Annotated in this window: 23 protein-coding genes; 11 read left to right on the plus strand and 12 right to left on the minus strand. The window is 74.6% G+C overall.

Annotated features, from left to right (window positions below):
- Positions 1-32 precede the first annotated feature (32 nt).
- Complete coding sequence (modA, locus tag ACFY15_RS18295) at positions 33-851, minus strand: molybdate ABC transporter substrate-binding protein (RefSeq protein WP_390686585.1); 819 nt, start codon at positions 849-851, stop codon at positions 33-35.
- Positions 852-991: 140 nt separating this feature from the next.
- On the minus strand, positions 992-1,387 hold the full coding sequence (locus ACFY15_RS18300; RefSeq protein ID WP_390686584.1) for a molybdopterin-binding protein: 396 nt from the start codon (positions 1,385-1,387) through the stop codon (positions 992-994).
- Positions 1,388-1,521: 134 nt separating this feature from the next.
- On the opposite strand from ACFY15_RS18300, the gene ACFY15_RS18305 reads away from it, so the two are divergent.
- Positions 1,522-1,932, plus strand: coding sequence for an RNA-binding S4 domain-containing protein (locus ACFY15_RS18305; RefSeq protein WP_390686583.1), 411 nt, complete (start codon positions 1,522-1,524; stop codon positions 1,930-1,932).
- 88 nt (positions 1,933-2,020) lie between these two features.
- Here ACFY15_RS18305 and ACFY15_RS18310 read toward each other — a convergent pair whose 3' ends face one another.
- The 4 genes from ACFY15_RS18310 to ACFY15_RS18325 all read right to left on the minus strand — a co-directional run bounded on the left by ACFY15_RS18310 (position 2,021) and on the right by ACFY15_RS18325 (position 4,642).
- Positions 2,021-2,419 carry a PTS-dependent dihydroxyacetone kinase phosphotransferase subunit DhaM gene (locus tag ACFY15_RS18310; protein WP_390686582.1) on the minus strand — a complete coding sequence of 133 codons (399 nt, stop codon included), beginning with the start codon at positions 2,417-2,419 and terminating at the stop codon, positions 2,021-2,023.
- Complete coding sequence (dhaL, locus tag ACFY15_RS18315) at positions 2,416-3,024, minus strand: dihydroxyacetone kinase subunit DhaL (RefSeq protein ID WP_390686725.1); 609 nt, start codon at positions 3,022-3,024, stop codon at positions 2,416-2,418. The genes ACFY15_RS18310 and dhaL overlap by 4 nt, the downstream gene beginning before the upstream one ends.
- Before the next feature lie 37 nt (positions 3,025-3,061).
- Entirely contained in the window at positions 3,062-4,069 is a 1,008-nt protein-coding gene (gene dhaK, locus ACFY15_RS18320; RefSeq protein WP_390686581.1) for a dihydroxyacetone kinase subunit DhaK, read from the minus strand.
- 108 nt (positions 4,070-4,177) lie between these two features.
- On the minus strand, positions 4,178-4,642 hold the full coding sequence (locus ACFY15_RS18325; RefSeq protein WP_390686580.1) for a MarR family winged helix-turn-helix transcriptional regulator: 465 nt from the start codon (positions 4,640-4,642) through the stop codon (positions 4,178-4,180).
- A 131-nt stretch (positions 4,643-4,773) separates the two neighbouring features.
- Here ACFY15_RS18325 and ACFY15_RS18330 point away from each other — a divergent pair, with 131 nt between their 5' ends.
- The gene (locus ACFY15_RS18330) at positions 4,774-5,340 is read left to right on the plus strand and encodes a DoxX family protein (RefSeq protein WP_390686579.1); all 567 of its coding nucleotides are present in this window, start codon (positions 4,774-4,776) and stop codon (positions 5,338-5,340) included.
- Positions 5,341-5,452: 112 nt separating this feature from the next.
- The gene (locus ACFY15_RS18335) at positions 5,453-7,246 is read left to right on the plus strand and encodes a glycoside hydrolase family 15 protein (protein ID WP_390686578.1); all 1,794 of its coding nucleotides are present in this window, start codon (positions 5,453-5,455) and stop codon (positions 7,244-7,246) included.
- A gap of 84 nt (positions 7,247-7,330) precedes the next feature.
- Here ACFY15_RS18335 and ACFY15_RS18340 read toward each other — a convergent pair whose 3' ends face one another.
- The 3 genes from ACFY15_RS18340 to ACFY15_RS18350 form a co-directional block, all read right to left on the minus strand.
- On the minus strand, positions 7,331-8,737 hold the full coding sequence (locus tag ACFY15_RS18340; protein WP_390686577.1) for an APC family permease: 1,407 nt from the start codon (positions 8,735-8,737) through the stop codon (positions 7,331-7,333).
- A 292-nt stretch (positions 8,738-9,029) separates the two neighbouring features.
- Positions 9,030-11,159, minus strand: a complete 2,130-nt coding sequence (locus tag ACFY15_RS18345; RefSeq protein ID WP_390686576.1) for a SpoIIE family protein phosphatase — start codon at positions 11,157-11,159, stop codon at positions 9,030-9,032.
- Positions 11,160-11,163: 4 nt separating this feature from the next.
- Positions 11,164-12,582, minus strand: coding sequence for an MFS transporter (locus tag ACFY15_RS18350; RefSeq protein WP_390686724.1), 1,419 nt, complete (start codon positions 12,580-12,582; stop codon positions 11,164-11,166).
- Positions 12,583-12,806: 224 nt separating this feature from the next.
- Here ACFY15_RS18350 and ACFY15_RS18355 point away from each other — a divergent pair, with 224 nt between their 5' ends.
- Positions 12,807-13,760 (plus strand): LysR family transcriptional regulator, encoded by a 954-nt coding sequence (locus tag ACFY15_RS18355; protein ID WP_390686575.1) that lies wholly within the window; start codon positions 12,807-12,809, stop codon positions 13,758-13,760.
- A gap of 78 nt (positions 13,761-13,838) precedes the next feature.
- The gene (locus ACFY15_RS18360) at positions 13,839-14,567 is read left to right on the plus strand and encodes a class I SAM-dependent methyltransferase (protein ID WP_390686574.1); all 729 of its coding nucleotides are present in this window, start codon (positions 13,839-13,841) and stop codon (positions 14,565-14,567) included.
- A gap of 21 nt (positions 14,568-14,588) precedes the next feature.
- Here ACFY15_RS18360 and ACFY15_RS18365 read toward each other — a convergent pair whose 3' ends face one another.
- Complete coding sequence (locus ACFY15_RS18365) at positions 14,589-15,500, minus strand: alpha/beta hydrolase fold domain-containing protein (protein ID WP_390686573.1); 912 nt, start codon at positions 15,498-15,500, stop codon at positions 14,589-14,591.
- Positions 15,501-15,729: 229 nt separating this feature from the next.
- Here ACFY15_RS18365 and tdh point away from each other — a divergent pair, with 229 nt between their 5' ends.
- The 3 genes from tdh (at position 15,730) to ACFY15_RS18380 (ending at position 19,158) form a co-directional block, all read left to right on the plus strand.
- Positions 15,730-16,758 (plus strand): L-threonine 3-dehydrogenase, encoded by a 1,029-nt coding sequence (gene tdh / locus ACFY15_RS18370; RefSeq protein ID WP_390686572.1) that lies wholly within the window; start codon positions 15,730-15,732, stop codon positions 16,756-16,758.
- Between the two features lie 264 nt (positions 16,759-17,022).
- Positions 17,023-18,231, plus strand: a complete 1,209-nt coding sequence (locus tag ACFY15_RS18375; RefSeq protein ID WP_390686571.1) for a glycine C-acetyltransferase — start codon at positions 17,023-17,025, stop codon at positions 18,229-18,231.
- 12 nt (positions 18,232-18,243) lie between these two features.
- Positions 18,244-19,158, plus strand: a complete 915-nt coding sequence (locus ACFY15_RS18380) for a LysR substrate-binding domain-containing protein (protein WP_390686570.1) — start codon at positions 18,244-18,246, stop codon at positions 19,156-19,158.
- Positions 19,159-19,292: 134 nt separating this feature from the next.
- Here the strand turns inward: ACFY15_RS18380 and ACFY15_RS18385 are convergent, their stop codons facing one another.
- Positions 19,293-20,072 carry a DeoR/GlpR family DNA-binding transcription regulator gene (locus ACFY15_RS18385; RefSeq protein WP_390686569.1) on the minus strand — a complete coding sequence of 260 codons (780 nt, stop codon included), beginning with the start codon at positions 20,070-20,072 and terminating at the stop codon, positions 19,293-19,295.
- 184 nt (positions 20,073-20,256) lie between these two features.
- On the opposite strand from ACFY15_RS18385, the gene ACFY15_RS18390 reads away from it, so the two are divergent.
- The 3 genes from ACFY15_RS18390 (at position 20,257) to ACFY15_RS18400 (ending at position 23,603) form a co-directional block, all read left to right on the plus strand.
- Positions 20,257-21,159: an SIS domain-containing protein gene (locus ACFY15_RS18390; protein ID WP_390686568.1), complete on the plus strand. Its 903-nt coding sequence runs from the start codon at positions 20,257-20,259 to the stop codon at positions 21,157-21,159.
- On the plus strand, positions 21,156-21,992 hold the full coding sequence (locus ACFY15_RS18395) for a class II fructose-bisphosphate aldolase (protein WP_390686567.1): 837 nt from the start codon (positions 21,156-21,158) through the stop codon (positions 21,990-21,992). Before ACFY15_RS18390 ends, ACFY15_RS18395 begins: the two co-directional genes overlap by 4 nt.
- A gap of 420 nt (positions 21,993-22,412) precedes the next feature.
- Complete coding sequence (locus ACFY15_RS18400; protein ID WP_390686566.1) at positions 22,413-23,603, plus strand: acyl-CoA dehydrogenase family protein; 1,191 nt, start codon at positions 22,413-22,415, stop codon at positions 23,601-23,603.
- 435 nt (positions 23,604-24,038) lie between these two features.
- Here ACFY15_RS18400 and ACFY15_RS18405 read toward each other — a convergent pair whose 3' ends face one another.
- Positions 24,039-24,278, minus strand: a complete 240-nt coding sequence (locus tag ACFY15_RS18405; RefSeq protein ID WP_390686565.1) for a hypothetical protein — start codon at positions 24,276-24,278, stop codon at positions 24,039-24,041.
- Positions 24,279-24,410: the final 132 nt, after the last annotated feature.

A 24,410-nucleotide genomic window follows, 5' to 3' on the forward strand; every position in this document is an offset into this window, starting at 1 on the left:
CCGGACCGGACAGCCCCCGGGGGACCGTGGTGCTACGGCTTCTGGAAACCGGCGTCCTGGAGGATCTTCTGCGCCTCCGGGGTGCTCAGCCAGGCCACGAACGCGGCCGCGGCCTCGGAGTTCCTGGACTGCTTGAGCGTGGCGGCCGGGTAGGAGGCGACGGCGTTCTGGGCGTCCGGGATGTCGACGGTGACGACCTTGTCGCCGGACTTGGCGGAGTCCGTCCTGTAGACGAGGCCGGCGTCGGCCTCGCCCAGCTCGACCTTGCTCAGGACGGCGCGGACGTTGGGCTCCTGGGAGACCGGCTTCACCTCGATCTTCTGGGCGTCGAGGATCTGCTTGCTGTAGCGGCCGACCGGGACCTCCGGCGCCGCGAGGACGACCTTGATCTTGGAGTCGGCGAGGTCCTTGAGCTCGTCGATCTTGAAGGGGTTGCCCTGGCCGGCGGCGATGACCAGGCGGTTCTTCGCGATGACCGTCGCGTCGTCGGTCTCGCCTCTGAGGCCGTCCATCGTCCTGGTGTCGGCGGTCACCAGCGCGTCGGCGGGGGAGCCCTGCTTGACCTGGGCGGCGAGCTCCTGCGAGCCGGCGAAGGAGAAGGTCACCTTCGTGCCCGGGTGGGACTTCTCGTAGGCCGCGCCGGCCGCCTTGAAGACGTCGGTGAGGGAGGACGCGGCGAGCACGGTGAGGTGGGCGGCCCTCGCGCCGGCCGGGGCCGGGGCCGAGGCGGACGAGGTGCCCGCGGCGTCGGCCTTCTCGTCGTCCTTGCCGCCGCAGGCTGACAGCGGGACGAGCAGGGCGGCGGTCAGCGCGGCGGCGGCCGCGCGGCGGCCGTTGAGGATCGTGTGCATGGCAGGGGCTCCTCGGATCGGGTCGGCGGCCGGCCGCTGCCGGGCCGCGTGGTGTGACCCGCGCCGTGACGGGCGGAGCGGGCGGGTGCGCGCGGGGCGCGCGGTGAGCGGGGGCGGCCGGGTGCCGCGCCGGACCGGGATCAGGTGCGGTCGATGTGCACGCTGGTCGACTTCACGCGGGCGGTGGCCCGCATGCCGACCTCCAGTCCGAGTTCCTCGACGGCCTCGCGGGTCAGCAGGGAGACGAGGCGGTGGGGGCCCGCCTGGATCTCGACCTGGGCGGCCACGTCGCCGAGCGTGACGGCCGTGACGATGCCGGGGAAGGCGTTGCGCGCCGAGGTGTACGGCTCCCCGTCCTCGGCGTGGGCGCCCTGCCCCACCTCGACGGAGAAGGCCGCGAGGTCACGGCCGTTGATCAGGCGACGGCCCGCCTCGTCGCGATGGGTCGCGACCCGGCCGGCGTCGGCCCAGCGGCGCGCGGTGTCCGGGCTGACGCCCAGGAGACGCGCCGCCTGCCCGATGGTGTAGGACTGCATGTGCGACAAGGTAGGGGCAGGTCGAGCGCATGTGCAATTCGTTTGGCGTGTTCTCCATCGCAGATGCCATGGTCCTTGTGGTATCCGCCAAAAAGCGTTCCGTTTCCGGGCCGCCGGATCGATAGGCTCGGCGCATGGCTGATACGAAGAGCACGGGAGCGGCCGGGCCGGCTCCGCTGGAAGCGGGTACCGCGCGGGTGGACGCCTGGATCTGGTCGGTACGGCTCACCAAGACCCGGTCCGTCGCGGCGACCGCCTGCCGGGCGGGGCACGTGAAGGTCAACGGGGAGCGTGCGAAGCCGGCCCAGCAGGTGCGGGCGGGCGACGAGGTCCGGCTGTTCCACGCGGGGCGGGAGCGCGTGGTGGTGGTGCGCAGGCCCGTGACGAAGCGGGTGGGGCCGCCGGTGGCGGTGGAGTGCTTCGTCGACAACAGCCCGCCGGTGCCGACGGCCGTGGAGGCCGCGGCGGTCGGCCTCCGGGACCGGGGCGCCGGGCGGCCGACCAAGCGCGAGCGGCGGGAGTTCGACGGCTTGCGGGGGCGCTGACCCGCAGGGACCGGGCCGGGTGCGGTGCACCGCCGCGCGGTGCACCCCGTTCCCGCCCCGGATCCCGGACGCCGCAGGCCGCCGGGTGTCAGCGCTTGCGGTAGCCGTAGGCCTCCGTGGCGGCCACGGCAACGGCCTCCAGCGGGGCGCCCGTCGAGGCCGCCACGACCGCCGCCACCGCGCCCTCCAGGAACGGTGCGTCCACGAGGCGGGAGTCCGGCGGGAGTTCGCCGTCCTCCAGGAGGGCCTTGACCGTCAGGACCGCGCTGCCGAGGTCCGCCAGCAGGGCGACCCCGGCTCCCCGGTCCACCGACGCCGCCGCCGCGAGGACCAGTTCCGCGCTCGTGCCGAGGCCGCCGTCGGGCCGTCCGCCGGCCGGGGCCACCAGGGCGGCCGCGCCGCCCGCCGCCAGGGCCCGGGCCAGCTGTGCCACCGATTCCGCGACCTGGGCGCTGTGCGACACCAGGACGATGCCCACCGCGTTCACCGGACCCCCTCGGCCGTGTCCGCCAGGGCCGCCAGGAGGAGCGCCGAGGAGGTGGCGCCCGGGTCCTGGTGGCCGATGCTGCGTTCGCCGAGGTAGCTCGCCCGGCCCTTGCGGGCCAGTATCGGCACCGTCGCCAGGGCGCCGGCCTCCGCCGCGTCCCGGGCCGCGGGGTAGGACGTGCCCAGCGCGGCCACCCCCGGGATCAGCGAGTCCAGCATCGTCTTGTCACCCGCCGCCGCCCCGCCCAGCCGGGCCACCGCCTCCACCCCCGCCTGCAGGGCCTGTTGCAGGGAGGCGTCCGAGACCTCGGAGGCCTCGCCGAGCTCCTTGCCCGCGCGGCGCAGCAGCGTGCCGTACAGGGGGCCGGAGGCGCCGCCGACCGTGGAGATCAGAGTGCGGCCCGCCAGTTGGAGCAGTGCGCCGGGCCCGGCCGCCGGATCGGCCCCGGCCAGCCCGGCGCGGACGGCCGTGAAGCCCCGCAGCAGGTTGGCGCCGTGGTCGGCGTCGCCGATGGGGGAGTCGAGCTCGGTCAGCCGGTCCGCCTCCCGTTCCACCACCGCCGTGGCGGCCTCCAGCCAGCGTCGGAAGAACTCCGCGTCGCGCACCGCAATCCCTTCGTCCATGACCGTGTGCCCCGCTTCCTCAGCGGCCCCAGCGCAGCGCCGGGGTCTGCACCGGCGCGTCCCAGAGCCTCAGCAGTTCCTCGTCGGCCCGGCACAGTGTCACCGAACAGCCCGCCATGTCGAGGGAGGTGACGTAGTTCCCGACCAGGCTGCGGGCCACCGGGACGCCGCGCGCCTCCAGGATCCGGGCGACCTCCGCGTGGAACCCGTACAGCTCCAGCAAGGGGGTCGCGCCCATCCCGTTGACCAGGGCCAGGACGGGTCCGACCGCCAGGCCGCCCGTCTCCGCGAGGCCGTCCAGTACGGCGCCCACCGCCACCTCCGCGATCTCCCGCGAGGTCATCATGGCCCGCCGCTCGCGCCCCGGTTCGCCGTGGATGCCGATCCCCAGCTCCAGCTCCCCGTCGGGGAGCTCGAAGGTCGGGCTGCCCTTGGCGGGCGTGGTGCAGGCGCTCAGCGCGACGCCGAAGCTGCGCGAGCTCTCGTTGACCTGCCGGGCGAGGGCCGCGACCCGCTCCAGCGGCGCCCCCTCCTCCGCGGCCGCCCCGGCGATCTTCTCCACGAACAGGGTGGCGCCCGTACCGCGCCGCCCGGCCGTGTACAGGCTGTCGGTGACGGCGACGTCGTCGTTGACCAGCACGCGCTCCACCCGCAGGCCGTCCTCCTCGGCGAGTTCGGCCGCCATCTGGAAGTTGAGCACGTCGCCGGTGTAGTTCTTGACGACGAACAGGACGCCCTGTCCGGAGTCCACGCCGGACGCCGCGTGCAGCATCTGCTCCGGGACGGGGGAGGTGAACACCTCTCCGGGGCAGGCCGCCGAGAGCATCCCGTGCCCCACGAACCCGCCGTGCAGGGGCTCGTGTCCGGAGCCGCCGCCGGAGACCAGGCCGACCCGGCCGCCGGTCTTCGCGCCGCGCCGTACGACCACCCGCCGCTCCACGTCCACGTCGAGGTCGGGATGCGCGGCCGCCATACCGCGCAGCGCGTCGGCGACTACGGTGTCCGCGGAGTTGATGAGCATCCTCAAAGCTGCCTCCCAGGTGGCGCGGCCGTCCGGCCCCGTTCGCGGCCGGGTTTCGAAGTCAACCACGACCGGCTGCCGGATCAGGGGAGGAACGGCCAAGAGGGCGGGAGGTCAGCCGCCCTGCTCCCGCAGCCGGCGGCTGACCTCGCCGAGGCCGTCGGCCAGCGCGTCCAGCTGCGCGGGGGTGAGCACGTCGACGAGAGCTTCCCGGACGGCCCTCACATGGCCGGGCGCGGCCCCCTCCAGCCGGGCCCGGCCGGCGTCGGTGAGGACGGCGAAGACCCCGCGCACGTCGGAGGGGCAGCTGCGGCGCCGGACCAGCCCGGCCTTCTCCATCTGGGTGACCTGGTAGGTCAGACCGCTCTTGGAGTTGATCAGCCCGTTGGCGAGTTCCGTCATCCGCAGTTCGCCGTCGGGCGCCGCGGCGAGCCGCACGAGGATCTCGTACTGGGGATGGGAGAGTCCGGAGTCGTCCTTCAACTGCTGGTCCAGATGCCGGTTCACCAGGGCGGAAGCGGCCAGGAAGCCCCTCCAGGCCCGCATCTCGCGCTCGTCCAGCCATCTCGTTCCGTCCATGGCGCCAGGGTACACGAGTTGTTCGAATTTGAATCAGTGGTTAGTCTCGGCGTCGGCGGTTCGAATTTGAACAACCTGCCCCGTGCACGACGAACGACTCCTCGGGCCGCCCCGACCGGAAGGAATCCCCCATGACCAGCGCCTCCGCCACCGCGACGAAGGCCCGGGCCACGGCACCGGCCGTATCCGCCACCCCCGCCCCCTCCACCGCCTCCTACGACACCGGCCTCCTGCTCCTGCGCGTCGTCCTCGGCCTGACCATGGCCGCCCACGGCGTCCAGAAGCTCTTCGGGTGGTTCGGCGGTGGCGGGATCAGCGGCACCGGCCAGTTCTTCACCTCCGTCGGCTACCCGGCGGGCGAGACCATGGCCGCCCTCGCCGGCCTGACCGAGACCCTGGGCGGCCTCGGGCTCGCCGCGGGCCTGCTCACCCCGCTCGCGGGCGCCGCCGTCACCGGCACGATGATCAACGCCCTCGCCGTCCACGGTGCCGGGGCCTTCTTCGCCCCCAAGGGCATGGAGTACGAACTGCTCCTCACGGCGGCCGCCGCCGCCCTCACCCTCACCGGCCCAGGCCGCTTCGCCCTGGACCGCGCCCTGCCGCTCCCCGCGCTGCGCGCCCACCGCCTGTCGCTCGGCGCGTCGGCCCTGGCTCTCGGCGTGGCCCTCGCCGGAGCCACCCTCCTCGTGCGCAGCTGACCTCTCGCCCCGCACGACCGGCCCCGGACGGGCAATCTCGCCCCTCCGGCCCCCTGCGGCCGGAGGGGCGGCCCGCTGATTGGCCCGGCGCGATCGGGGGAACAGCGGATAAATGACACAACCCATCGAAGACTACGCACTCATCGGCGACCTCATGACCAGCGCACTGGTCGGCCGTGACGGGTCCATCGACTGGCTGTGCCTGCCCCGATTCGACTCCTCCGCCTGCTTCGCAGCCCTCCTCGGCGACCGGGAGAACGGCCATTGGACGCTCGCCCCGGCCGCGGCCGCCGAGGGCGAGCGGTGCACCCGCAGGGCCTACGCCGACGGATCGCTGATCCTCGAGTCCTTCTGGGAGACCGGCGACGGCACCGTCAAGGTCACCGACTTCATGCCGCAGCGCGACACCGCCCCCGACGTCGTGCGCGTCGTCGAGGGGATCTCCGGCCGGGTCACCGTCCGCAGCACCCTGCGCCTGCGCTTCGACTACGGCCACGTCGTCCCCTGGGTCCGGCGCAGCGAGGGCGACCGGGTCGCCGTCGCCGGGCCCGACTCGGTCTGGTTCCGCAGCGAGCCCCCCGTCCACACCTGGGGCGTGGACCGCAGCACCCGCTCCGAGTTCACCGTCGGCCCCGGCGAGAAGGTCGCCTTCGTCCTGACCTGGCACCCCTCGCACGAACCGCGCCCCCCGCGCGTCGACCCGTACGAGGCACTGGAGCAGAGCCTCGCCGACTGGCGGGACTGGTCCGCCCAGTGCCGCTACCAGGGGCCCTACGAGGAGGCCGTCACCCGCTCCCTGATCACCCTCAAGGCCCTGACCTACACCCCCACCGGCGGGATCGTCGCCGCCGCCACCACCTCCCTGCCGGAGGAGCCCGGCGGCGTCCGCAACTGGGACTACCGCTACTGCTGGCTCCGCGACTCCACCCTGACCCTCGGCGCGCTCCTGACCACCGGCTTCCTCGACGAGGCCCGCGCCTGGCGCGGCTGGCTGCTGCGCGCCGTCGCAGGCGACCCGGCCGACCTCCAGATCATGTACGGGATCGGGGGCGAGCGCCGCATCCCCGAGGCGGAGCTGCCGTGGCTGCGCGGGTACGCCGACTCCGCGCCCGTACGCGTCGGCAACGCCGCCGTGGACCAGCTCCAGCTGGACGTCTACGGCGAGGTCCTCGACTCCCTGTACCTGGCCCGGTCCACCGGCCTGGCCTCGGAGCGGCACGCCTGGCAGATCCAGCTCGCCCTGCTCGACTTCCTGGAGCGCAACTGGCACCGGCCCGACGAGGGACTGTGGGAGGTGCGCGGCCCGCGCCGCCACTTCACCCACTCCAAGGTGATGGCCTGGGTCGCCGCCGACCGGGCCGTACGGACCCTGGAGGCCGCCCCCCACATGCCGGGCGACATCGAGCGCTGGCGGACCATGCGCGACGAGGTCCACCGCGACGTCTGCCGGCACGGCTACGACCCCGAGCGGGGCACCTTCACCCAGTACTACGGCTCCCGCGAACTGGACGCGGCGACCCTGCTCATCCCCCGTGTCGGCTTCCTGCCGCCCGACGACCCGCGCGTGATCGGCACCGTCGACGCCGTCCGGGCGGAGCTGGGCCGAAACGGCCTGGTCCGCCGCTACAGCACCGAGGGCCCCTCGGTCGACGGACTGCCCGGCGACGAAGGGGCCTTCCTGGCCTGCTCGTTCTGGCTGGCGGACGCCCTGTACCTGACCGGCCGGCCCAAGGAGGCCCGCGAGCTCTTCGAGCGCCTGCTGGCCGTGCGCAACGACGTGGGCCTGCTCGCCGAGGAGTACGACCCGTCGAGCGGGCGCCAGCTCGGAAACTTCCCCCAGGCCTTCAGCCACATCGGCCTGGTGAACACCGCCCTCACCCTCGGAGCGGCCGACGGCCGCCCCTGACCCGCGGGAACGGCGACGGGAACGCCCGTGGGGCCGCCGCGGCGTGCGGCGGCCCCACGGGCCCAGGAGGGGCGGGCCGGGCGGCTACGCCTCGGCCGGCTCCTCGGTGTCCGGAATGCTGACCAGCCAGCGCGTGTGCCTGCGCGGCCGCAGGTACAGCGCCCAGTACAGGGTGGCGACGGCGGTGATGCCGCCGGTCCACAGCAGGTACTCGGTCTCCTGCTGGGTCAGGATGTACGCCAGGACGGCGATCAGCGCGATCGGCACGGCCGGCCACAGCGGCATCCGCCAGGCGGCGGCCTCGCGGTGCGCCCCGCGCCGGCTGAACAGCGCGGCCACCGCGACCAGCAGGTACATGCCGGTCACCGACACGCCGGTCACCCCGTACAGGGTGTCCAGGTTGACGAAGCACATCGCCGCGCCCGGCAGGCCGACGAGCAGGGTGGCCACCCACGGGGAGCCGAAGCGGCCCAGGCGGGACAGGCCGCGGTTGACCGGCTCGGGCCACGCCTTGTCGCGGGCGGAGGCGAAGAGCACCCGGGAGTTCTGGATGACCATGACGATGCCGGCGTTGATGATGGCCAGGGCCACGCAGAGGCTGACGAAGGTGCCGACGGCCGAGTTCGACCAGGCCGTCACCATCGCGCCGAGGTCACCGGAGGCCAGCGCGTCCAGGTCGGGGGCGCCCATGGTGATCGCGATGACCGGGACCAGGATGACGGCGGTGGAGATGGCCAGCGTCGCGAGCACGGTCCGCGGGACGTTGCGGCGCGGCTTCTCCAGTTCCTCCGAGAGGTAGACGGCCGTCGAGAAGCCCTGGGTGATGAACAGGGCGATCGCCAGGCCGGAGACCACCATCATCGCCGTCACCGTGGAGGTGCCGCCGCCCTCGGCGGCCACCGTGCCGTGTACCAGCGCGTCGGCGCCCCGCTCGCTGTGCGCGAAGCCCAGCACGGCGACCAGCGCCGCCGCGATCACCTCCAGGACCAGGAAGATGCCCGTGATCCAGGCGTTGGCCCGCAGGTCCAGCAGACCGGCGAGGGTCGCGAGCAGCATCACCGCGCCGCCGGCGACCGGGGCCGGTATGTGGACCACCGGGGCGAGGTAGTCGGCGGTCCCCATGGCGATCACGGGAGGCACGATCATCACCACGAGCAGGGACAGCACGAACACCAGCCAGCCAGCGAGGCGGCCCGCCAGCGTGGAGACCATGGCGTACTCGCCGCCCGCGCTCGGGATGAGCGTGCCCAGCTCCGAGTAGCAGAACGCGACGCCGATGCAGAGCAGCGAGCCGATCGCGATGGTGAGCGCGGTCCAGGAGCCGAGACTGGAGAAGAGATCGGGGACGACGACGAACAAGGTCGAGGCGGGCGTCACGCACGACAGCGTGAGCAGGGTCCCGCCGACGACGCCGATGGAGCGCTTGAGCTTCTGCGGGGTGGGCCCGGTGGCGGGGGCGAGCGCCTGGGGAGCGCTGATCGTTTGAGTCATCGGTGCGGGATTCCGATCGGCAGGTGTGAAGAAGGGGGAGCCGGGGCCGCTATCGCCTCCGGGGCGGTGGTGGGCACTTCCGTTTGTGTGGCGCCGGTGGCCGATATGGAAGCTCGACGACATCCGCAGGTCAAGAGCTGTCCATGTGCGGATTCCATCGTGCGGCGCAAGCGCGACACGGCACCCCGGGCGTCAAGGCCGCGTAAATACCGGGCGGGCGAGGGGTGCGGGAACCGCACGGAGATCCGAATGAATTTTCTTCCGCTTTGCTCTGCACCGGGCCTTTTCCGCGTCAGGAGCGGGAGGCCAGCAGCAGCGCGATGTCGTCCGGCCGGTCGTCCCGTCCGTCCGCTTCCGCCACCAGCCGGTCCGCCGTCTCCGTCAGCGGGGCCGGGCGGGCGGCGGCGGCCAGCACGGCCCGCAGCCGCTCCACCCCTACGTCGATGTCCGCGCCCGGCACCTCCACCAGTCCGTCGGTGTACAGCGCCAGCACAGCGCCCGGCTCCAGCAGCAGCTCCGTCTCCGGGTACGAGGCCTCCGGGTCGACCCCCATGACCACCCCGCCCGTCAGGTCCAGCACCTCGGTGCGGCCGTCGGCGTGGCGCAGCAGCGGCTGCGGATGCCCGGCGCGGGCGGCCAGGGACCGGCCGGACGTCGCGTCGAGCAGGACGTAGCAGCAGCTGGCGAACTGGCCGGGGTCCAGGTCGATCAGGAGCTGGTTGGTGCCCCGCACCACCTGCTCCGGGCTGTTCCCGCTGAGCGCGAACGCCCGCACGGCGCTGCGCAGCTGCCCCATGGTCGCCGCGGCCGCCACCCCGTGCCCCTGGACGTCCCCGATGACCAGGGCCAGCCGGTCCGGGGCCGTCTCGATGACGTCGTACCAGTCGCCGCCGACGTCCATCCCGGCCGAGCCGGGCAGGTACCGGCCCACCGTGGCCACCCGCCCCGTCACCGGCAGCCGGTGCGGCAGCAGCGCCGCCTGGAGCCCCCGGGCCAGCGCCGCCTCGCTGTCGTAGCGCCGCGCCCGCGCCAGGGCCTGCGCGATCAGCCCGGCCAGCGCGGTGAGGACCGTGCGCTCCTCCCGGCTGAACCCGCGCGGCGCGTCGAAGCCGAGGATGCAGGAGCCCACCGGGCGGCCCGAGGCGATCAGCGGCAGGAAGGCGCGGGCGCCGACGTCGGCGTCCAGCGGGATCCCCGGATAGGCCGACGCCAGGTGCTGCATCGACTCGAAGAACAGCGGCCGCCCCGAGGTCAGCGTCTCCACGCCCGGCAGCCGCGCGTCCAGGGAGACCCCGTCGAACCGGTCCAGGAACCCCCGCGGGAAACCCGTCTCCCAGGCGAGGTAGAGGTGGCGCTCGTCCAGGAGGTAGATCGCCAGCTGCCGGCCGCCGAACGCCGGCAGCAGCTCCTCGGTGACCACCGCCGAGACCTGGCGGGCCGTCATCGCCTCGGTCAGCGCGATCGCCAGCGCCACCGGCCGGTACAGGGCCGAGGCCCGGGGGGCCGCCGCCGCACCTGACCCCGGTCCCGCCCGGGCCGCCGCACCGGACGCGTACACGGGCCGCTCGCCCGCCTCCAGGGTCACCGTCACCCCCGAGGGCGCCGGATACAGGCCCACCGACACCGCCGGCGGATCCTCGTCCTCCCCGCGCCGGGCCTCGAAGCAGACCGCCTCCCCGGACAGGTACGCCCCCCGGAAGTGGTCCTCGAACGCGGGGTGCCCCAGCCACGGCAGGGCCTCCCACAGCCCGCGTCCCGTCAGCCGCGCCGCCGGCACCCCGGACAGCTCCCCGGCTGCGGCGTTGGCGAAGCCGATGACGCCCTGCCGGTCCACGGACAGCACTCCCAGGGACAGCCGGTCCGCGGCCTCGCGGGCGCTCCCGCCCGGCTCGGGCCACGGCACGTTCAGCGGGTCCCGGTCCCAGCGCACCGGATCCCCGGCGGCCGCCAGCGCGGCCAGCTCCCGCCCCAGCCCGTCGGCGGCCTCCCGCATCCGCCGCCGGTCGTCGGCGTCGACCGGGACCCCGGGGGTCGCCGGCCGCACCACCAGCAGCACCCCGACCCGCTGCCCCCCGGCGGCCACCGGCTCGTACAGCGACCCGAACGGGAAGGGCAACCCCGCCATCAGTTGCGGGAAGCGTCGTACCGAGGTCTCCCCGTCCGGCAGGTGCACCGCCTGGCCGCTGCGGAAGGCCTCCGCCACCGGGTACGGCCGGTTCACCTGGATCCGCCACCAGGGCCGGAACAGCACGCCCGGCAGACCCGTCACCGCCGCCATCCGCAGCAGCCCCTCCGTGCCCGAGCGCAGGTAGACCCCGCCCGCGCAGCCCCCGACGGCCCGCGCGGCATCCACCGCCGCCCGCGCGAGCACCCGGCCCGCGGCGTCGGACGCCGGGCCGTCGCCGTCCGGTCTCGCCGTCACACAGTCAGGATGCTCCCTGGCCCCCGGCCGCTGCACTCCGGCGCTCCCCGCGCACCCGGAAGCCGGACACCACCGCCGCCGAGGCGACCAGCAGCGCCGCCGCCACCGTGCGCAGCGCCACCCCCATGGCGTCCGTGAAGGCCGCCGCCTGCGCCGGGTCCGCCGCGGGGTTCCCGTGGAACCGGGAGGCCAGCACCGTGCCGACCACCGCCACGCCCAGCGCCGCGCCGATCTCCCGGGCGGCCGTGTTCAGCCCCGAGCCCAGCCCCGCCTGGTGCGGGGGCAGGGCCGAGACCACCGTCACGGTCAGCGCGGGGGCGCACAGGCCCGTCCCCACGGACAGCACCAGCAGGTAGCAGGCGTACACCGCGTACGGGGTCCCCGCGTCGACCGTGGACACCAGCAGCAGGCCCCCCGCGATCAGCACGAGCCCGAGGCCCACCGGCAGCCGGGGCCCGGTCCGCTGCTGGAGCCGTGCGCCGAAGCGCGGCACCAGCGCCATGCCGACGGTCAGCGGGACGATCGCGAAACCGGTCTCCGCGGGCGAGAAGCCCTTCGCGTACTGGAGGTACTGGGCGTTGACGAAGAACAGGGAGAAGAGCCCGAAGAACGCGGCGCCGATGCCCAGCGTCCCGGCACGCAGCCGGCGGGAGGTGAAGATCCGCGGATCCAGCAGCGGGCGGGAGGTGCGCAGGGCGCGGACGGTGAACCCGGCCAGCAGCGCAGCCCCGGCCGCGAAGGCCGCCAGGACCTGGCCCGAGGCCCAGCCGTACGAGGGCCCCTCGATGATCCCGTAGACGACGGCGCACAGCGCCCCCGCCAGCACCAGGGCGCCGAGCGGGTCGACGGCCGCGTCCGGACGCGAGGGCGTACGCGGTACCGCGCGGGCCACCGCGAGGGCGAGCAGCGCGGCCAGCGGGACGACCGCCCAGAACAGCGCCCGCCAGCTGAGGAACTCCGCCGCCAGACCGCCGCCGAGGTTGCCCGCCAGGCCCCCGAGGCCGGCGGAGAGCGTCCAGGTGGCCAGCGCCTGCGGGCGCCGCTCGGGCGGAGTCAGGCGGACCAGGACGGACATGGTCGCCGGCATGATCAGAGCGGCTCCCGCCCCGCACAGCCCGCGCCCGGCGATCAGCGCCGCCGGGTCCCGGGCGAGCGCGCTGAGCACCGCGCCCGCGGCGAACAGCCCCAGCCCGGCCAGCAGGGCGCCCTTGCGGCCGTAGCGGTCGCCGAGGGCCCCGGCCGGGATCAGCAGGGCGGCGAAGACGATCACATAGGCGTCGACGGCCCAGAGCAGCTCGCCGGGGCTCGGGTGCAGGGTGGAGGCGGCCAGCTGCGGGATCAGCAGGTTGACCGCGGCCACCATGCCCTGCGCGACGAGTACGCAGGCGCACAGCGCGAGCAGGGCGGCACGGGACAGCCCCAGGGCGGCCGGGCCGCCGGTCCGGGCGGCGTCGGCGGTATCGGAGGGTGAGGGTGAGGGCGCGGCGGTGGCGCCGGGGTCGGGCGCGGCCGGTGTGCGGGCATGGCGGAGCACGGCTCCTCCTGGGAGTCGGTCGACGGTGATGGTGTCCGGGGGAGATCAACCCCCGCCGAACCACCGTAGAGTTGGCGCGACCTGCTTTCCAGTGCAACTTCCGCAAGGGATGAATGCGTGTGACGCAATCCGGATCGGCCGGGCTGGACCTGAACCTGCTCGCCGCCCTCGACGTCCTGCTCGAGGAATCGAGCGTCTCCGGCGCGGCCGCCCGCCTCCACCTCTCCGAACCCGCCATGAGCCGCACCCTCGGCCGGATCCGCAAGGCCCTCGGCGACCCCGTCCTCGTCCGGGCCGGCCGCACCATGGTCCCCACCCCCCACGCCCTCTCCCTCCAGGGCGAGGTCCGCTCCGTGGTCGAACGGGCCAGGGCCCTGTTCCTCACCGGCGGCGAGGTCGACCTTCGGACCCTGGAACGCACCTTCACCGTCATGGCCCACGACTCCTTCGCCGCCACCTTCGGCGCCACGCTCTTCCAGCGGATCGGCCGTGAGGCCCCCCGGGTGCGGCTGCGGTTCCTGTCGGAGAGCCACATCGACGTGCCGGCCCTGCGCGAGGGGGTCGCGGACCTGGAACTCGGTGTCATCGACAGCCGTTCCCCCGAGGTCCGCAGCGAGCACCTCGTCGACGAGCGCATGCTGGGCGTCGTCCGGGCCGGCCACCCGCTGCTGCGCGGCCGCCTCACCGCGCGCCGCTTCGCCGCCGGAGAGCACCTGAACGTCTCCCGGCGCGGCCGGCTGGAAGGGCCGGTGGACGCCGCCCTCGCCGAACAGGGCCTCTCCCGGCGGGTCGTGGGCAGCATCGGCTCGACGCCCGCCTCCCTCTTCGTCCTGCGCGAGACCGGCCTCATCGGCCTGATCCCCACCCGCACCACCAGCCAGGCCGAAGCCCTCGGCCTGGTCACCTTCGAGGTCCCCCTGGAGCTCCCGCCGCTCCCCTTCGGCCTCGCCTGGCACCCCCGCCACGACGCCGACCCCGCGCACGCCTGGCTGCGCGCCTGCGCCCGCGAACTCGTCGCCGGCGGACGGCCCACGGCCCCGCCCGGCCCCGTCCGCCGCACGGACTGACCCGAACGCCTCCCTCGTACGGGGGACGCGCCCGCGCACCCGCCGCCCCCCGCGCCCCCGCCGGGGAGGCATGCCGGCATGCACGACGACACCTCCACCCACCCCGCGCCCCGGGCCGCCTTCACCGCGGCCGACGCCTTCACCCTCCGCACCGCCCTCGACGCCCTCGGCGGGGTCCGCGACCTCGACACCCTCGACGTGGCCTGCGGACACGGCGGCACCGCCACGCTGCTCGCGAGCGGCGGCGCCCGCCGGACCGTCGGCGTCGACAGCTGCCCGGACCGCGTCCGCCGGGCCCGCGAACGGCAGGCCGGCGGCCGGGACGGGCACCCGGCCCCCGTCGAGTACGTCGTCGCCGACGCCGCGGACATGCCCCAGCTCGGCCCCTTCGACCTGGTCACCGCCGTCTACCTGTTCAGCCACGCCCCCGACCGCGCCGCCCTGCACGCCATGTTCCGCGGCATCCGCGCCAACCTGCGCCCCGGCGGACGGCTGCTGTCCCTCGTCCGCAACCCCGGCGCCTACCCGCGCGTCGACTGGTCCCCGTACGGGATGCGCATCCTCGACCGGGTACCGGACGGCGAAGCGCCCCTGCTCAAGGCCCAGTTCCTGACCGAACCCCCGCTCCACTTCGAGTACCGCGAATGGGCGCACGCCGACTTCGCCGAGGCCGCCGTCGACGCCGGCTTCTCCACCGTCGCCTGGCAGCCCAGCCGCACCCCGCCCGCCGACACCACGCGCGACGAGGCCTACTGGACGGCCTACCGCGCCGCACCCGTCAGCTCCCTGCTGACCTGCACGGCGTAGGGGGCCTCCATGGCCCGGGGGCTACTCCTCGTCGGCGGTCGCCCGGACCAGCTCCACGATCCGGTCCCGCGCCGCCCGCCCCTCCGGCACCGGCAGCAGCGGGTACCCGTGGGGCAGACCCGGCTCCTCGTGCCACTCCACCTGCGCGCCGGCCGCCCGCGCCCGACGCAGCAGCTCCCGGCTGTCGGTGGTCAGCACGTCCCGGGTCCCGGTGAACACCGTCAGCGGCGCCAGCCCGGCGAAGGACCCGTGCAGCGGGCTCACCCTCGGGTCGTCCGCCGTCAGCGTCCCCGCGTACAGCCGCCCCGCCTCCGCCAGCCCCGGCCGGGCCAGCACCGGATCCGCCGCCTCGATCGCCGCCTGCCCCGGATGGCTCATGCTCACGTCCAGCCACGGCGAGATCAGCACGATCCGGGACGGCTGCGCCCCGGTCCGCTCCCGCAGCCGCTGCGCGGCCGCCAGCGCCATCCCGGCCCCGGCGGAGTCCCCGATCAGCACCGTCCCGCCCGCGCCGCCGCTCTCGATCAGACCGCTCAGCAGGTCCGCCGCGACCGGCACCGTCCGGTCGGCGGTCCCGCGCGGCGCCAGCACGTACGCCGGTACGACCACCCGGGCGCGGGCCTGCGTGACCAGCGTCCGGATCAACGACCAGTGCGGCCGCACCAGTTCGTTGATGTACGCCCCGCCGTGCACGTACAGCACCCGCGCCACCGGCTCCTCCCCGAGCGGGGAGACGTCGTACACGGGCCACGCGCCGACGAAGGTCCGCGACACCTCTGCGACCCGCCCCAGCGAACGCGGCGGCAGATGCGAGGCGGGCCTGCGGGCCGCCTGCGCCACCGTCGCCCGTACCGCCTCCGCGGTGGCGAACCGTCTTCGGCGGCCCGTCGCGACCAGTGCGGCCGACAGCGCCCTGCTGCGCAGACTCGGCACGCCCCTCACCTCCCCTTTCACCCCGGCCCCGGACCGCACGGGCGATTCCGGTCCGGGCCCTGCCCCGTTCCAGGGAGGAGCATAGGCGTGAAGCTGCGCTGTCGACCCGCTTAAGAAAGTCTCGATGGACTGATCACCGCGCCGATCGGCAGATTGGTGCCCGTCACCACGCCGCTCGCGCACCAGCGGGCCCGGCGGCCCCACCTTCCGCACGCCTGGAGCCACCCCCATGAAGGCACTCGTCAAGCACAAAGCCGAACCCGGGCTGTGGCTCATGGACGTTCCCGAGCCCGAATACGGCCCCGGCGACGTGCTGATCAAGGTGCTGCGCACCGGTATCTGCGGCACCGACCTCCACATCCGTGCCTGGGACGGCTGGGCGCAGGGCGCGGTCAAGGCCCCGCTCGTCCTCGGCCACGAGTTCGTCGGCGAGGTCGCCGCGCTCGGCTCCGACGTCCGCGACATCGAGGTCGGCGCCCTGGTCAGCGGCGAGGGCCACCTGGTGTGCGGCAAGTGCCGCAACTGCCTGGCCGGCCGCCGCCACCTGTGCCGCTCCACCATCGGACTCGGCGTCGGCCGCGACGGTGCCTTCGCCGAGTACGTCGTCCTGCCCGCGCAGAACGTCTGGGTGCACCGCACGCCCGTCGACCTGGACGTGGCCGCCATCTTCGACCCCTTCGGCAACGCCGTGCACACCGCGCTGTCCTTCCCGCTGGTCGGCGAGGACGTGCTGATCACCGGCGCGGGCCCGATCGGCATCATGGCCGCCGCCGTCGCCAAGCACGCCGGCGCGCGCAACGTGGTCATCACCGACGTCAGCCCCGAGCGCCTGGAGATCGCCCGCAAGGCGGGGGCCACGCTCGCGGTGAACGTCGCCGAGTCCTCCATCGCCGAGGCGCAGACGCGCCTGGGCCTGCGCGAGGGCTTCGACGTCGGCCTGGAGATGTCCGGCCGCGCCGAGGCGATGCGCGACATGATCGACAACATGACGCACGGCGGCAGGATCGCGATGCTGGGCCTGCCGGCCCAGGAGTTCCCGGTCGACTGGGCCAAGGTGGTCACCTCGATGATCACCATCAAGGGCATCTACGGCCGCGAGATGTTCGAGACCTGGTACGCGATGACCGTGCTGCTGGAGGGCGGCCTCGACCTGACCCCGGTCATCACCGGCCGCTACTCGCACACCGACTTCCAGGCCGCCTTCGACGAGGCCTCCACGGCCCGCAGCGGCAAGATCATCCTGGACTGGACGAAGTAGCCCCCGGCGGCGGGCGGCCCGCACCGGCCCCGGCCGGCGCCCGCCCGCCGGGCCGGGGCGTCCGGCAGGGCCCGCCCCCGCTCCGCCCCGACCCGCCGCCGTCCGCCCGTCCGTTTCCCCGTCCGCGTGTCGCGGCCGCGGCCGCCGGGCAGCCACAAGACCATCTCCCCCGGGCCGGGCCCCGCACACCCTCCCCCCTCCGCGGGGCCCGGCCCCCTCCTCCGTCCGCCCGCCGGACGGCACACCGCACAAGGAGAACCGACCATGTTCGAGTCCGTCCGCGAGGACCTCCGCGCCACCCTCGCCGAGATCCGCGCCGCCGGCCTGCACAAGCCCGAGCGCGTCATCGGCACCCCGCAGAGCGCCGCCGTCGCGGTGACCGCGGGCGGCGCCCCCGGCGAGGTCCTGAACTTCTGCGCCAACAACTACCTCGGCCTGGCCGACCACCCCGAGGTCGTCGCCGCCGCGAAGGACGCCCTGGACCGCTGGGGCTACGGCATGGCCTCGGTCCGCTTCATCTGCGGCACCCAGGAGGTGCACAAGGAGCTCGAGGCCCGCCTGTCCGCCTTCCTCGGCCAGGAGGACACGATCCTCTACTCCTCCTGCTTCGACGCCAACGGCGGCGTCTTCGAGACCCTCCTCGGCGCCGAGGACGCGGTGATCTCCGACGCCCTCAACCACGCCTCCATCATCGACGGCATCCGCCTCTCCAAGGCCCGCCGCTTCCGCTACGCCAACCGCGACATGGCGGACCTGGAAGCCCAGCTCAAGACCGCCACCGAGGGCGGGGCCCGCCGCAAGCTCATCGTCACCGACGGCGTCTTCTCCATGGACGGCTACGTCGCCCCGCTGACCGAGATCTGCGACCTCGCCGACCGCTACGACGCCATGGTCATGGTCGACGACTCCCACGCCGTGGGCTTCGTCGGCCCCGGCGGCCGCGGCACCCCCGAGCTGCACGGCGTCATGGACCGGATCGACATCATCACCGGCACCCTCGGCAAGGCCCTCGGCGGCGCCTCCGGCGGCTACGTCGCCGCCCGCACCGAGATCGTCGAGCTGCTGCGCCAGCGCTCGCGCCCGTACCTCTTCTCCAACTCCCTCGCCCCGGTCATCGCCGCCGCCTCCCTCAAGGTCCTCGACCTGCTGGAGTCCGCCGGCGACCTGCGCGACCAGCTCGCGGCCAACACGAAGCTCTTCCGCACGAAGATGACCGAGGCCGGCTTCGAGATCCTGCCCGGCGACCACGCCATCGCCCCCGTCATGATCGGTGACGCCGCCGAGGCGGCCCGGATGGCCGAGCTCCTCCTGGAGCGCGGGGTGTACGTGATCGGCTTCTCGTACCCCGTGGTCCCGATGGGCCAGGCCCGCATCCGCGTCCAGCTCTCCGCGGCCCACTCCACGGCCGACGTGGAGCGCGCGGTGGCCGCTTTCGTCGACGCTCGCGCGGCGCTTTCCGCTGCTCAGGGCTGACATCATGGAGGGGTGATCGACCCCCGCCGGCTGCGCATCCTGCGGGCCGTGGCGGACCACCGTACGGTGACCGCCGCGGCCGCAGCCCTGTACCTCACCCCCTCCGCCGTCTCCCAGCAGCTCGCCGCGCTGGAGCAGGAGACCGGCCACACGCTGCTCACCCGCAGCGGCCGCGGGGTACGGCTCACCGCGGCCGGGGAGATCCTGCTGGCCCACGCCCACGAGGTGCTCGCCCAGCTCGAGCGCGCCGAGGCGGAACTCGCCGCCTACGCGGGCGGAGCGGCCGGCGAGGTCACCGTCGCCGCCTTCGCGACCGGCATCGCCGAGGTGCTGGCCCCCGCCATAGCCCGCCTCGCGCGGGAGCACCCGGGGATCCGGCTCCGCGTCCGGGACGCCGAGGGCGACCAGAGCCTGTTGCAGTTGCTCGACGGGGAGGCCGACCTGGCCCTCGCGGTCGAGTACCGGGGCGCGCCGGGCGCCGACGACGGCCGCCTGTCGGTGATCCCGCTGTACGCGGAGCCCTTCGACGCGGTCCTGCCGACGGGACACCCCCTCGCCGACCTCCCCGCCGTGGCCCTGGCGGACCTCTCCGACGCGGAGTGGGTGGGCCAGTACCCGGGCAACCCGTGTCATGACGTGACCCTGCTGGCCTGCGAGCTGGCCGGCTTCCAGCCCCGGTTCGTGCACTCCTCCGACGACTTCCGCGCGGTGACAGCCCTGGTCGGCGCGGGGGCCGGGGTGGCCCTGGTCCCGCGCTCGGCGCTGCGGGGCATGGACCTCAAGGAGGTCTGCGTCCGCCCGGTCTCGGGCCCGTCCGCCACCCGCCGCGTCTTCGCCGCCACCCGCCGCGGCGCGGAGTCCCACCCCCTGATCGCCCCGGTCCTGGCGGCCCTGTCCCGGGAGGGGGAACGGGTGCCGGGCTGCTAGGGCCCCGCCCAGGTCCCGACCTCGCTGCTTCCGGTCGGCCGTTCGCCTCCCGTCCGCCGGTGCACCGCCGAGCCTCCGACCCCGCCGCACCCCTGCTCCGCCGCACCCCCGCTCCGTCCCACCCACCCCACCCCCTAAACCCGTATCAGTTCCACCCCCGCCCCCTCGAACGCCGCCGCCAGCGGGGCGGACAGGGCGGTGTCCGTGACCAGGGTGTGTACCGAGGTGGTGGGGCAGATGCGGGCGAAGGCGCGGACGCCCAGCTTCGTGGAGTCCGCCGCGACGACCACGCGGCGGGCGCGGGCGCACAGGAGGCTGTTGACGGCCGCCTCGTCCTCGTGGCGGGTGGCCGCTCCGTCCGCCGGGTCGAAGGCGTCGACCCCGACCACCGCCGTGTCCACGGTGAGCTGACCGAGCGTCTGCTGGGCCAGCGGGCCCGTGAGTTCGTAGGACTGGGGGCGGGCCACCCCACCCGTCAGCACGATCTTGAACTGGGGCCGGACCACCAGCTCGCCCGCGATGTTCAGGGCGTTGGTGACCACCGTCAGCGCGGGGGAGCCGCCCGCCAGGTCCGGGCGGGCCGCCAGGGCGCGGGCCACCTCCGTCGTGGTGGTGCCGCCCGTCAGGCCGACCACCTCGCCCGGCGCGATCAGGTCCGCGACGGCCTCGCTGATCCGGCGCTTCTCGGCGGCCCGCCGCGAGGCCCGGTAGCGCAGGGGGAGTTCGTACGAGACCCCGTGCGGCACCGCCCCGCCGCGCGTGCGGACCAGGAGCTGCTGTTCGGCCAGCTGGTCGAGGTCGCGGCGGATGGTCGCGGCGGACACGCCGAGCGCCTCGGCCGCCGACTCCACCTCCAGCCCGTCCCGTTCCACCAGCAGGTCCAGCAGTCTCTGCCAGCGTTCCGTGCGGGTCATGGCGCCCTCCCGTGTCGTCCCCGGGTTTCCTCCCCGGCCCCGCCGTCGAGATTAACCCAGGCGGACACCCCGGAAGATGCTTGAAGTTGCGCGAAACTGCCCGCTACCTTGCAGGAACACGCAGCAACGCGCAGTAGCACGCAGGAACCGCCAGGATGACGCATCCAACGCGCAGGGAGCCCGCATGAGTCACGTCGCGTACGAGTTGGCCTCGCAGCCCGAGAGCTGGGAACGGGCCGCCGAACTGGCCCCGGCCCACCGGGCGGTGCTGCCCAAGCCGGGGGAGCGTACCGCGATCGTCGGGTGCGGGACCTCGTACTACATGGCCCTGGCCGCCGCCGCCCTGCGCGAGGAGGCCGGGCAGGGGGAGACCGACGCCTTCCCCGCCTCGGAGTTCCCGCGCCACCGCCGCTACGACCGGGTGGTGGCGCTGACCCGCTCCGGAACCACCACCGAGGTGCTGGACCTGCTGTCCGGGCTGCGCGAGGCCGGGGTCCCCGCCACCGCCGTCGTGGGGGACCCGGCCACCCCCGTGACCACCCTCGCGAACGAGCTGGTCGTGCTGGACTTCGCCGACGAGCGGTCCGTCGTCCAGACCCGTTTCGCCACCACGGCCCTCACCCTGCTGCGGGCCCACGTGGGCGCGCACACCCCTGACGTGGTCGCCGACGCCCGCACCGCGCTGGCCGAACCGCTTCCCGCCGGACTGGAGGCCCGGGGGCAGTTCACGTTCCTCGGGCGGGGCTGGAGCGTCGGCCTCGCCCACGAGGCGGCCCTGAAGATGCGGGAGGCCTCGCTGTCGTGGGCCGAGGCCTATCCGGCGATGGAGTACCGGCACGGGCCGGTCAGCGTCACCGGCCCCGGCTCGGTGACCTGGTCGCTGGGCGGCACCCCCGAGGGCATCGCCGAGCAGGTGCTGGGCACCGGCGCCGAGTGGGTGGACGGGACGCTCGACCCGCTCGCGGAACTGGTGCGGGTGCACCGGCTGGCCGTGGCGGTGGCCGCCGCGCGGCAGCTGGACCCGGACGCGCCGCGCAACCTCACCCGCTCGGTGATCCTCACCAGCGGTGAGGGGGCGGTCCGATGACCCTCGCCCCCGCCGGGGTCCTCGTCGCGGAGGCGGCCGCCGCCGGTCGGGCCGTCGCCGCCTTCAACGTCATCACCCTGGAGCACGCCGAAGCCGTGGTCGAGGGAGCCGAGCGGGCCGGTCGGCCCGTCATCCTGCAACTCAGCGAGAACGCCGTGAAGTTCCGCGGCGGGGCCCTGCTGCCCATCACCCGGGCCGCCGCCGCCTGCGCCGAGGCCGCGCGGGTGCCCGTCGGGCTGCACCTGGACCACGTCAAGAGTGCCGACCTGCTGCGGCGGGCCGCCGACGCCGGGTACGGATCGGTGATGTACGACGCAGCGCACCTGCCCTACGCCGAGAACCTGGAGGCCACCCGGTCCGCCGCCGACTGGGCACACGTGAACGGGCTGTGGATCGAGGCGGAGCTGGGCGAGGTCGGCGGGAAGGACGGGGCCGCGCCACTGGACCCGCACGCACCGGGCGCGCGCACGGACCCCGACGAGGCGCGGCGGTTCGTCGCCGACTCCGGGGTGGACGCCCTGGCCGTGGCCGTCGGCAGCACCCACGCCATGACCAGCAGGACCGCCTCCCTCGACCACGCCCTGCTGGCCCGGCTGGCCAAGGCGGTGGACGTGCCGCTGGTGCTGCACGGCTCGTCCGGACTGCCCGACGGGGAACTCGCGGCCGCGGTGGCCGGAGGCATCCGCAAGGTCAACATCGGGACCGCGCTCAACGTGGCCATGACCGGGGCCATCCGTGCCCATCTGACCCCGGCCGACCCCCGCCCGTACCTCACCGCCGCCCGGACGGCCATGGCGGCGACGGCCGAGGCGATGATCGCGGCCTTGAACTGACCCGTCCCGTCCCACGGTTCGGCGCCCGGCAGCGGCCGGGCGCCGGTGCGTGCGGCTGCTCCCCGACGGCCTCCGGCAGCGCCCGGGCGACGTCACTCCGGAGCGCTCGACGGCCGTCTCGCTTCCCGCCAGGGCCCGGCCTCCGTCGCGTTCCGCGCCAACAACCCGGGTCACCGGCCCCCTGCGCTGCGAGGGCGACGACCCGGAACTCCTCCGGTCCGGCGTCAATGCGACCGGTGCCCGCACGGGCCGGTGCCGCAGGGCGGACTGACGCCGCAGCACCCCCTGCCGGACCCGGACCGGGCCCGGCAGGGAGCTTCCCCCGTCCCGCCGCGGCCCCTTCCCTATTCCTGTAACGGGTTCTACTCTGACCGCCGCCGTCGCAGCGACCGGCTGGACCGCGAGGATCCCGGAGGGGCCGTGCACCTCGAATACACGCCCGAGCAGCAGCAGTTGCGCGCCGAACTGCGTGCCTACTTCGCCGAGCTCGTCCCGCAGGACGTCTACGCCCGCTACGAGGACCCCGCCGCGCAGAAGCGCTTCTACCGCGAGACCATCCGCCGCCTCGGCGCGGACGGCTGGCTCGGCGTCGGCTGGCCCGAGGAGTACGGCGGGCGCGGCATGTCGCCCATGGACCAGTTCATCTTCTTCGACGAGGCCGCCCAGGCCGTCGTCCCGCTGCCGCTGATGGCGCTCAACACGGTCGGGCCGACGCTGATGCAGTTCGGCACGGAGGAGCAGAAGGCGTACTTCCTCCCGAAGATCCTCTCCGGCGAGATCGACTTCGCCATCGGCTACAGCGAACCCGACGCCGGCACCGACCTCGCCGCCCTCAAGTGCCGGGCCGTGCGGGAGGGGGACGAGGAGACCGGCACCTACGTGGTCAACGGCCAGAAGATCTGGACCACCAACGGCGACACCGCCGACTGGGTCTGGCTCGCCGTCCGCACCGACCCGGACGCCCCGGCGCACAAGGGCATCACGATGCTCCTGGTCCCGACCTCCGACCCCGGCTACTCCTGCACCCTCATCAACACCCTCGCCTCGCACGACACCACGGCCAGCCACTACGAGGACATCCGCGTGCCCGCGAGCCGCCGCGTCGGCCAGGAGAACAAGGGCTGGCGTCTGATCACCAACCAGCTCAACCACGAGCGCGTCACCCTGGCCGCCCACGGCACGATGGCCATCCGCGCCCTGCACGACGTCCAGCGCTGGGCCGCCGGGACCAAGCTCGCCGACGGCCGCCGCGTGATCGACCTGCCGTGGGTACGCGGCCGGCTGGCCCGCACCCACGCCCGCCTCGACGCGATGAAGCTGCTCAACTGGCAGATGGTGGGTGCCGTCGAGTCGGGCACCCTCACCCCCCAGGACGCCTCGGCGGTCAAGGTCTACGGCTCCGAGGCGCGCCGGGACGCCTACGCCTGGCTGATGGAGGTGGTCGGCGCGGCGGGCGCCCTCAAGGACGGCTCGGCGGGCGCGGTCCTCCACGGCGAACTGGAACGCGGCTACCGCAGCGCCGTGATCTTCACCTTCGGCGGCGGCAACAACGAGATCCAGCGCGAGATCATCTCGTGGATCGGCCTGGGCATGCCGAGGGTCCGCCGCTGACGGGCGCCAGCCTGGCGGGCTCCTGGCCGGGGTGGTTCCATGGAAGGGCGGAAAGAGTCCTTTCACCAGGATGCGGAGAAGCGGTCACCGTGCCGCGCACCGCACAATCGGGATCCGCGAGAAGCGGACGGACTCTTTCCGCCCGGGGGCACGCCACGCCGATGAGGACGTCAAGGGCACGTCAAGGATCGGTGAACCAGCGGAAGGAACACGTCAAGGGTGTCATGGGGGCGCCCAGGACGGCAGCAGACTGGAGGGGCGACGGAGCGGAATGGCAGTTCCGCGGCGTAGGGCCGACGGCGGGGCGACGAACCCCGTCCGAGGGTGCCGTTTCCGGCCCGTGGGGGGCCCGGATCGAGGCGACCGGCGCCGGCACTCGTCGCGCATCACATGAGCCGTTCGGCTCCCGGTGTGGGGATACCGGGACCGGACGGCTCACGTGCGGAGCGGACCGGGACGCCCGGCCCCTGGCGCGAGTCCGGCGCCCGCCCGCCCCGGATCGACGATCAGACGGGGCGCGGGCACCCCTGCGGCCGCGCGGCGTCCCGCCGGCGGGGGGCGCAGCTCGCGCGGCGGTGCGGTGAGGTCCAGGGCCGGCTCGTTGGGCCGGTAGGCGACGCCGTGCCCGCCGCCCGGGTCCAGCTCGGGCAGGACGATGCCGTGCGCATCGTGCACGGCCGCCGGGCGCTCGTACCGCCGCCGGCTTCACCACCGCGGAAAGGCTCGCCGCCACGGTCGGGCGGAGCAGCCCCGGATCCGGTCCTGACGGACCGCTGACACCCCGCCACAGCCCGCGCGGGGCGGTTT

Origin of the sequence: Streptomyces sp. NPDC001373, assembly GCF_042895815.1 — a bacterium.
GTDB lineage: Bacteria > Actinomycetota > Actinomycetes > Streptomycetales > Streptomycetaceae > Streptomyces.

Coding starts and splice junctions, on each gene's coding strand:
- modA (WP_390686585.1), bottom strand. CDS start 851: ATGCACACGATCCTCAACGGCCGCCGCGCGGCCGCCGCCGCGCTGACC.
- ACFY15_RS18300 (WP_390686584.1), bottom strand. CDS start 1,387: ATGCAGTCCTACACCATCGGGCAGGCGGCGCGTCTCCTGGGCGTCAGC.
- ACFY15_RS18305 (WP_390686583.1), top strand. CDS start 1,522: ATGGCTGATACGAAGAGCACGGGAGCGGCCGGGCCGGCTCCGCTGGAA.
- ACFY15_RS18325 (WP_390686580.1), bottom strand. CDS start 4,642: ATGGACGGAACGAGATGGCTGGACGAGCGCGAGATGCGGGCCTGGAGG.
- ACFY15_RS18330 (WP_390686579.1), top strand. CDS start 4,774: ATGACCAGCGCCTCCGCCACCGCGACGAAGGCCCGGGCCACGGCACCG.
- ACFY15_RS18335 (WP_390686578.1), top strand. CDS start 5,453: ATGACACAACCCATCGAAGACTACGCACTCATCGGCGACCTCATGACC.
- ACFY15_RS18340 (WP_390686577.1), bottom strand. CDS start 8,737: ATGACTCAAACGATCAGCGCTCCCCAGGCGCTCGCCCCCGCCACCGGG.
- ACFY15_RS18355 (WP_390686575.1), top strand. CDS start 12,807: ATGCGTGTGACGCAATCCGGATCGGCCGGGCTGGACCTGAACCTGCTC.
- ACFY15_RS18360 (WP_390686574.1), top strand. CDS start 13,839: ATGCACGACGACACCTCCACCCACCCCGCGCCCCGGGCCGCCTTCACC.
- tdh (WP_390686572.1), top strand. CDS start 15,730: ATGAAGGCACTCGTCAAGCACAAAGCCGAACCCGGGCTGTGGCTCATG.
- ACFY15_RS18375 (WP_390686571.1), top strand. CDS start 17,023: ATGTTCGAGTCCGTCCGCGAGGACCTCCGCGCCACCCTCGCCGAGATC.
- ACFY15_RS18385 (WP_390686569.1), bottom strand. CDS start 20,072: ATGACCCGCACGGAACGCTGGCAGAGACTGCTGGACCTGCTGGTGGAA.
- ACFY15_RS18390 (WP_390686568.1), top strand. CDS start 20,257: ATGAGTCACGTCGCGTACGAGTTGGCCTCGCAGCCCGAGAGCTGGGAA.
- ACFY15_RS18395 (WP_390686567.1), top strand. CDS start 21,156: ATGACCCTCGCCCCCGCCGGGGTCCTCGTCGCGGAGGCGGCCGCCGCC.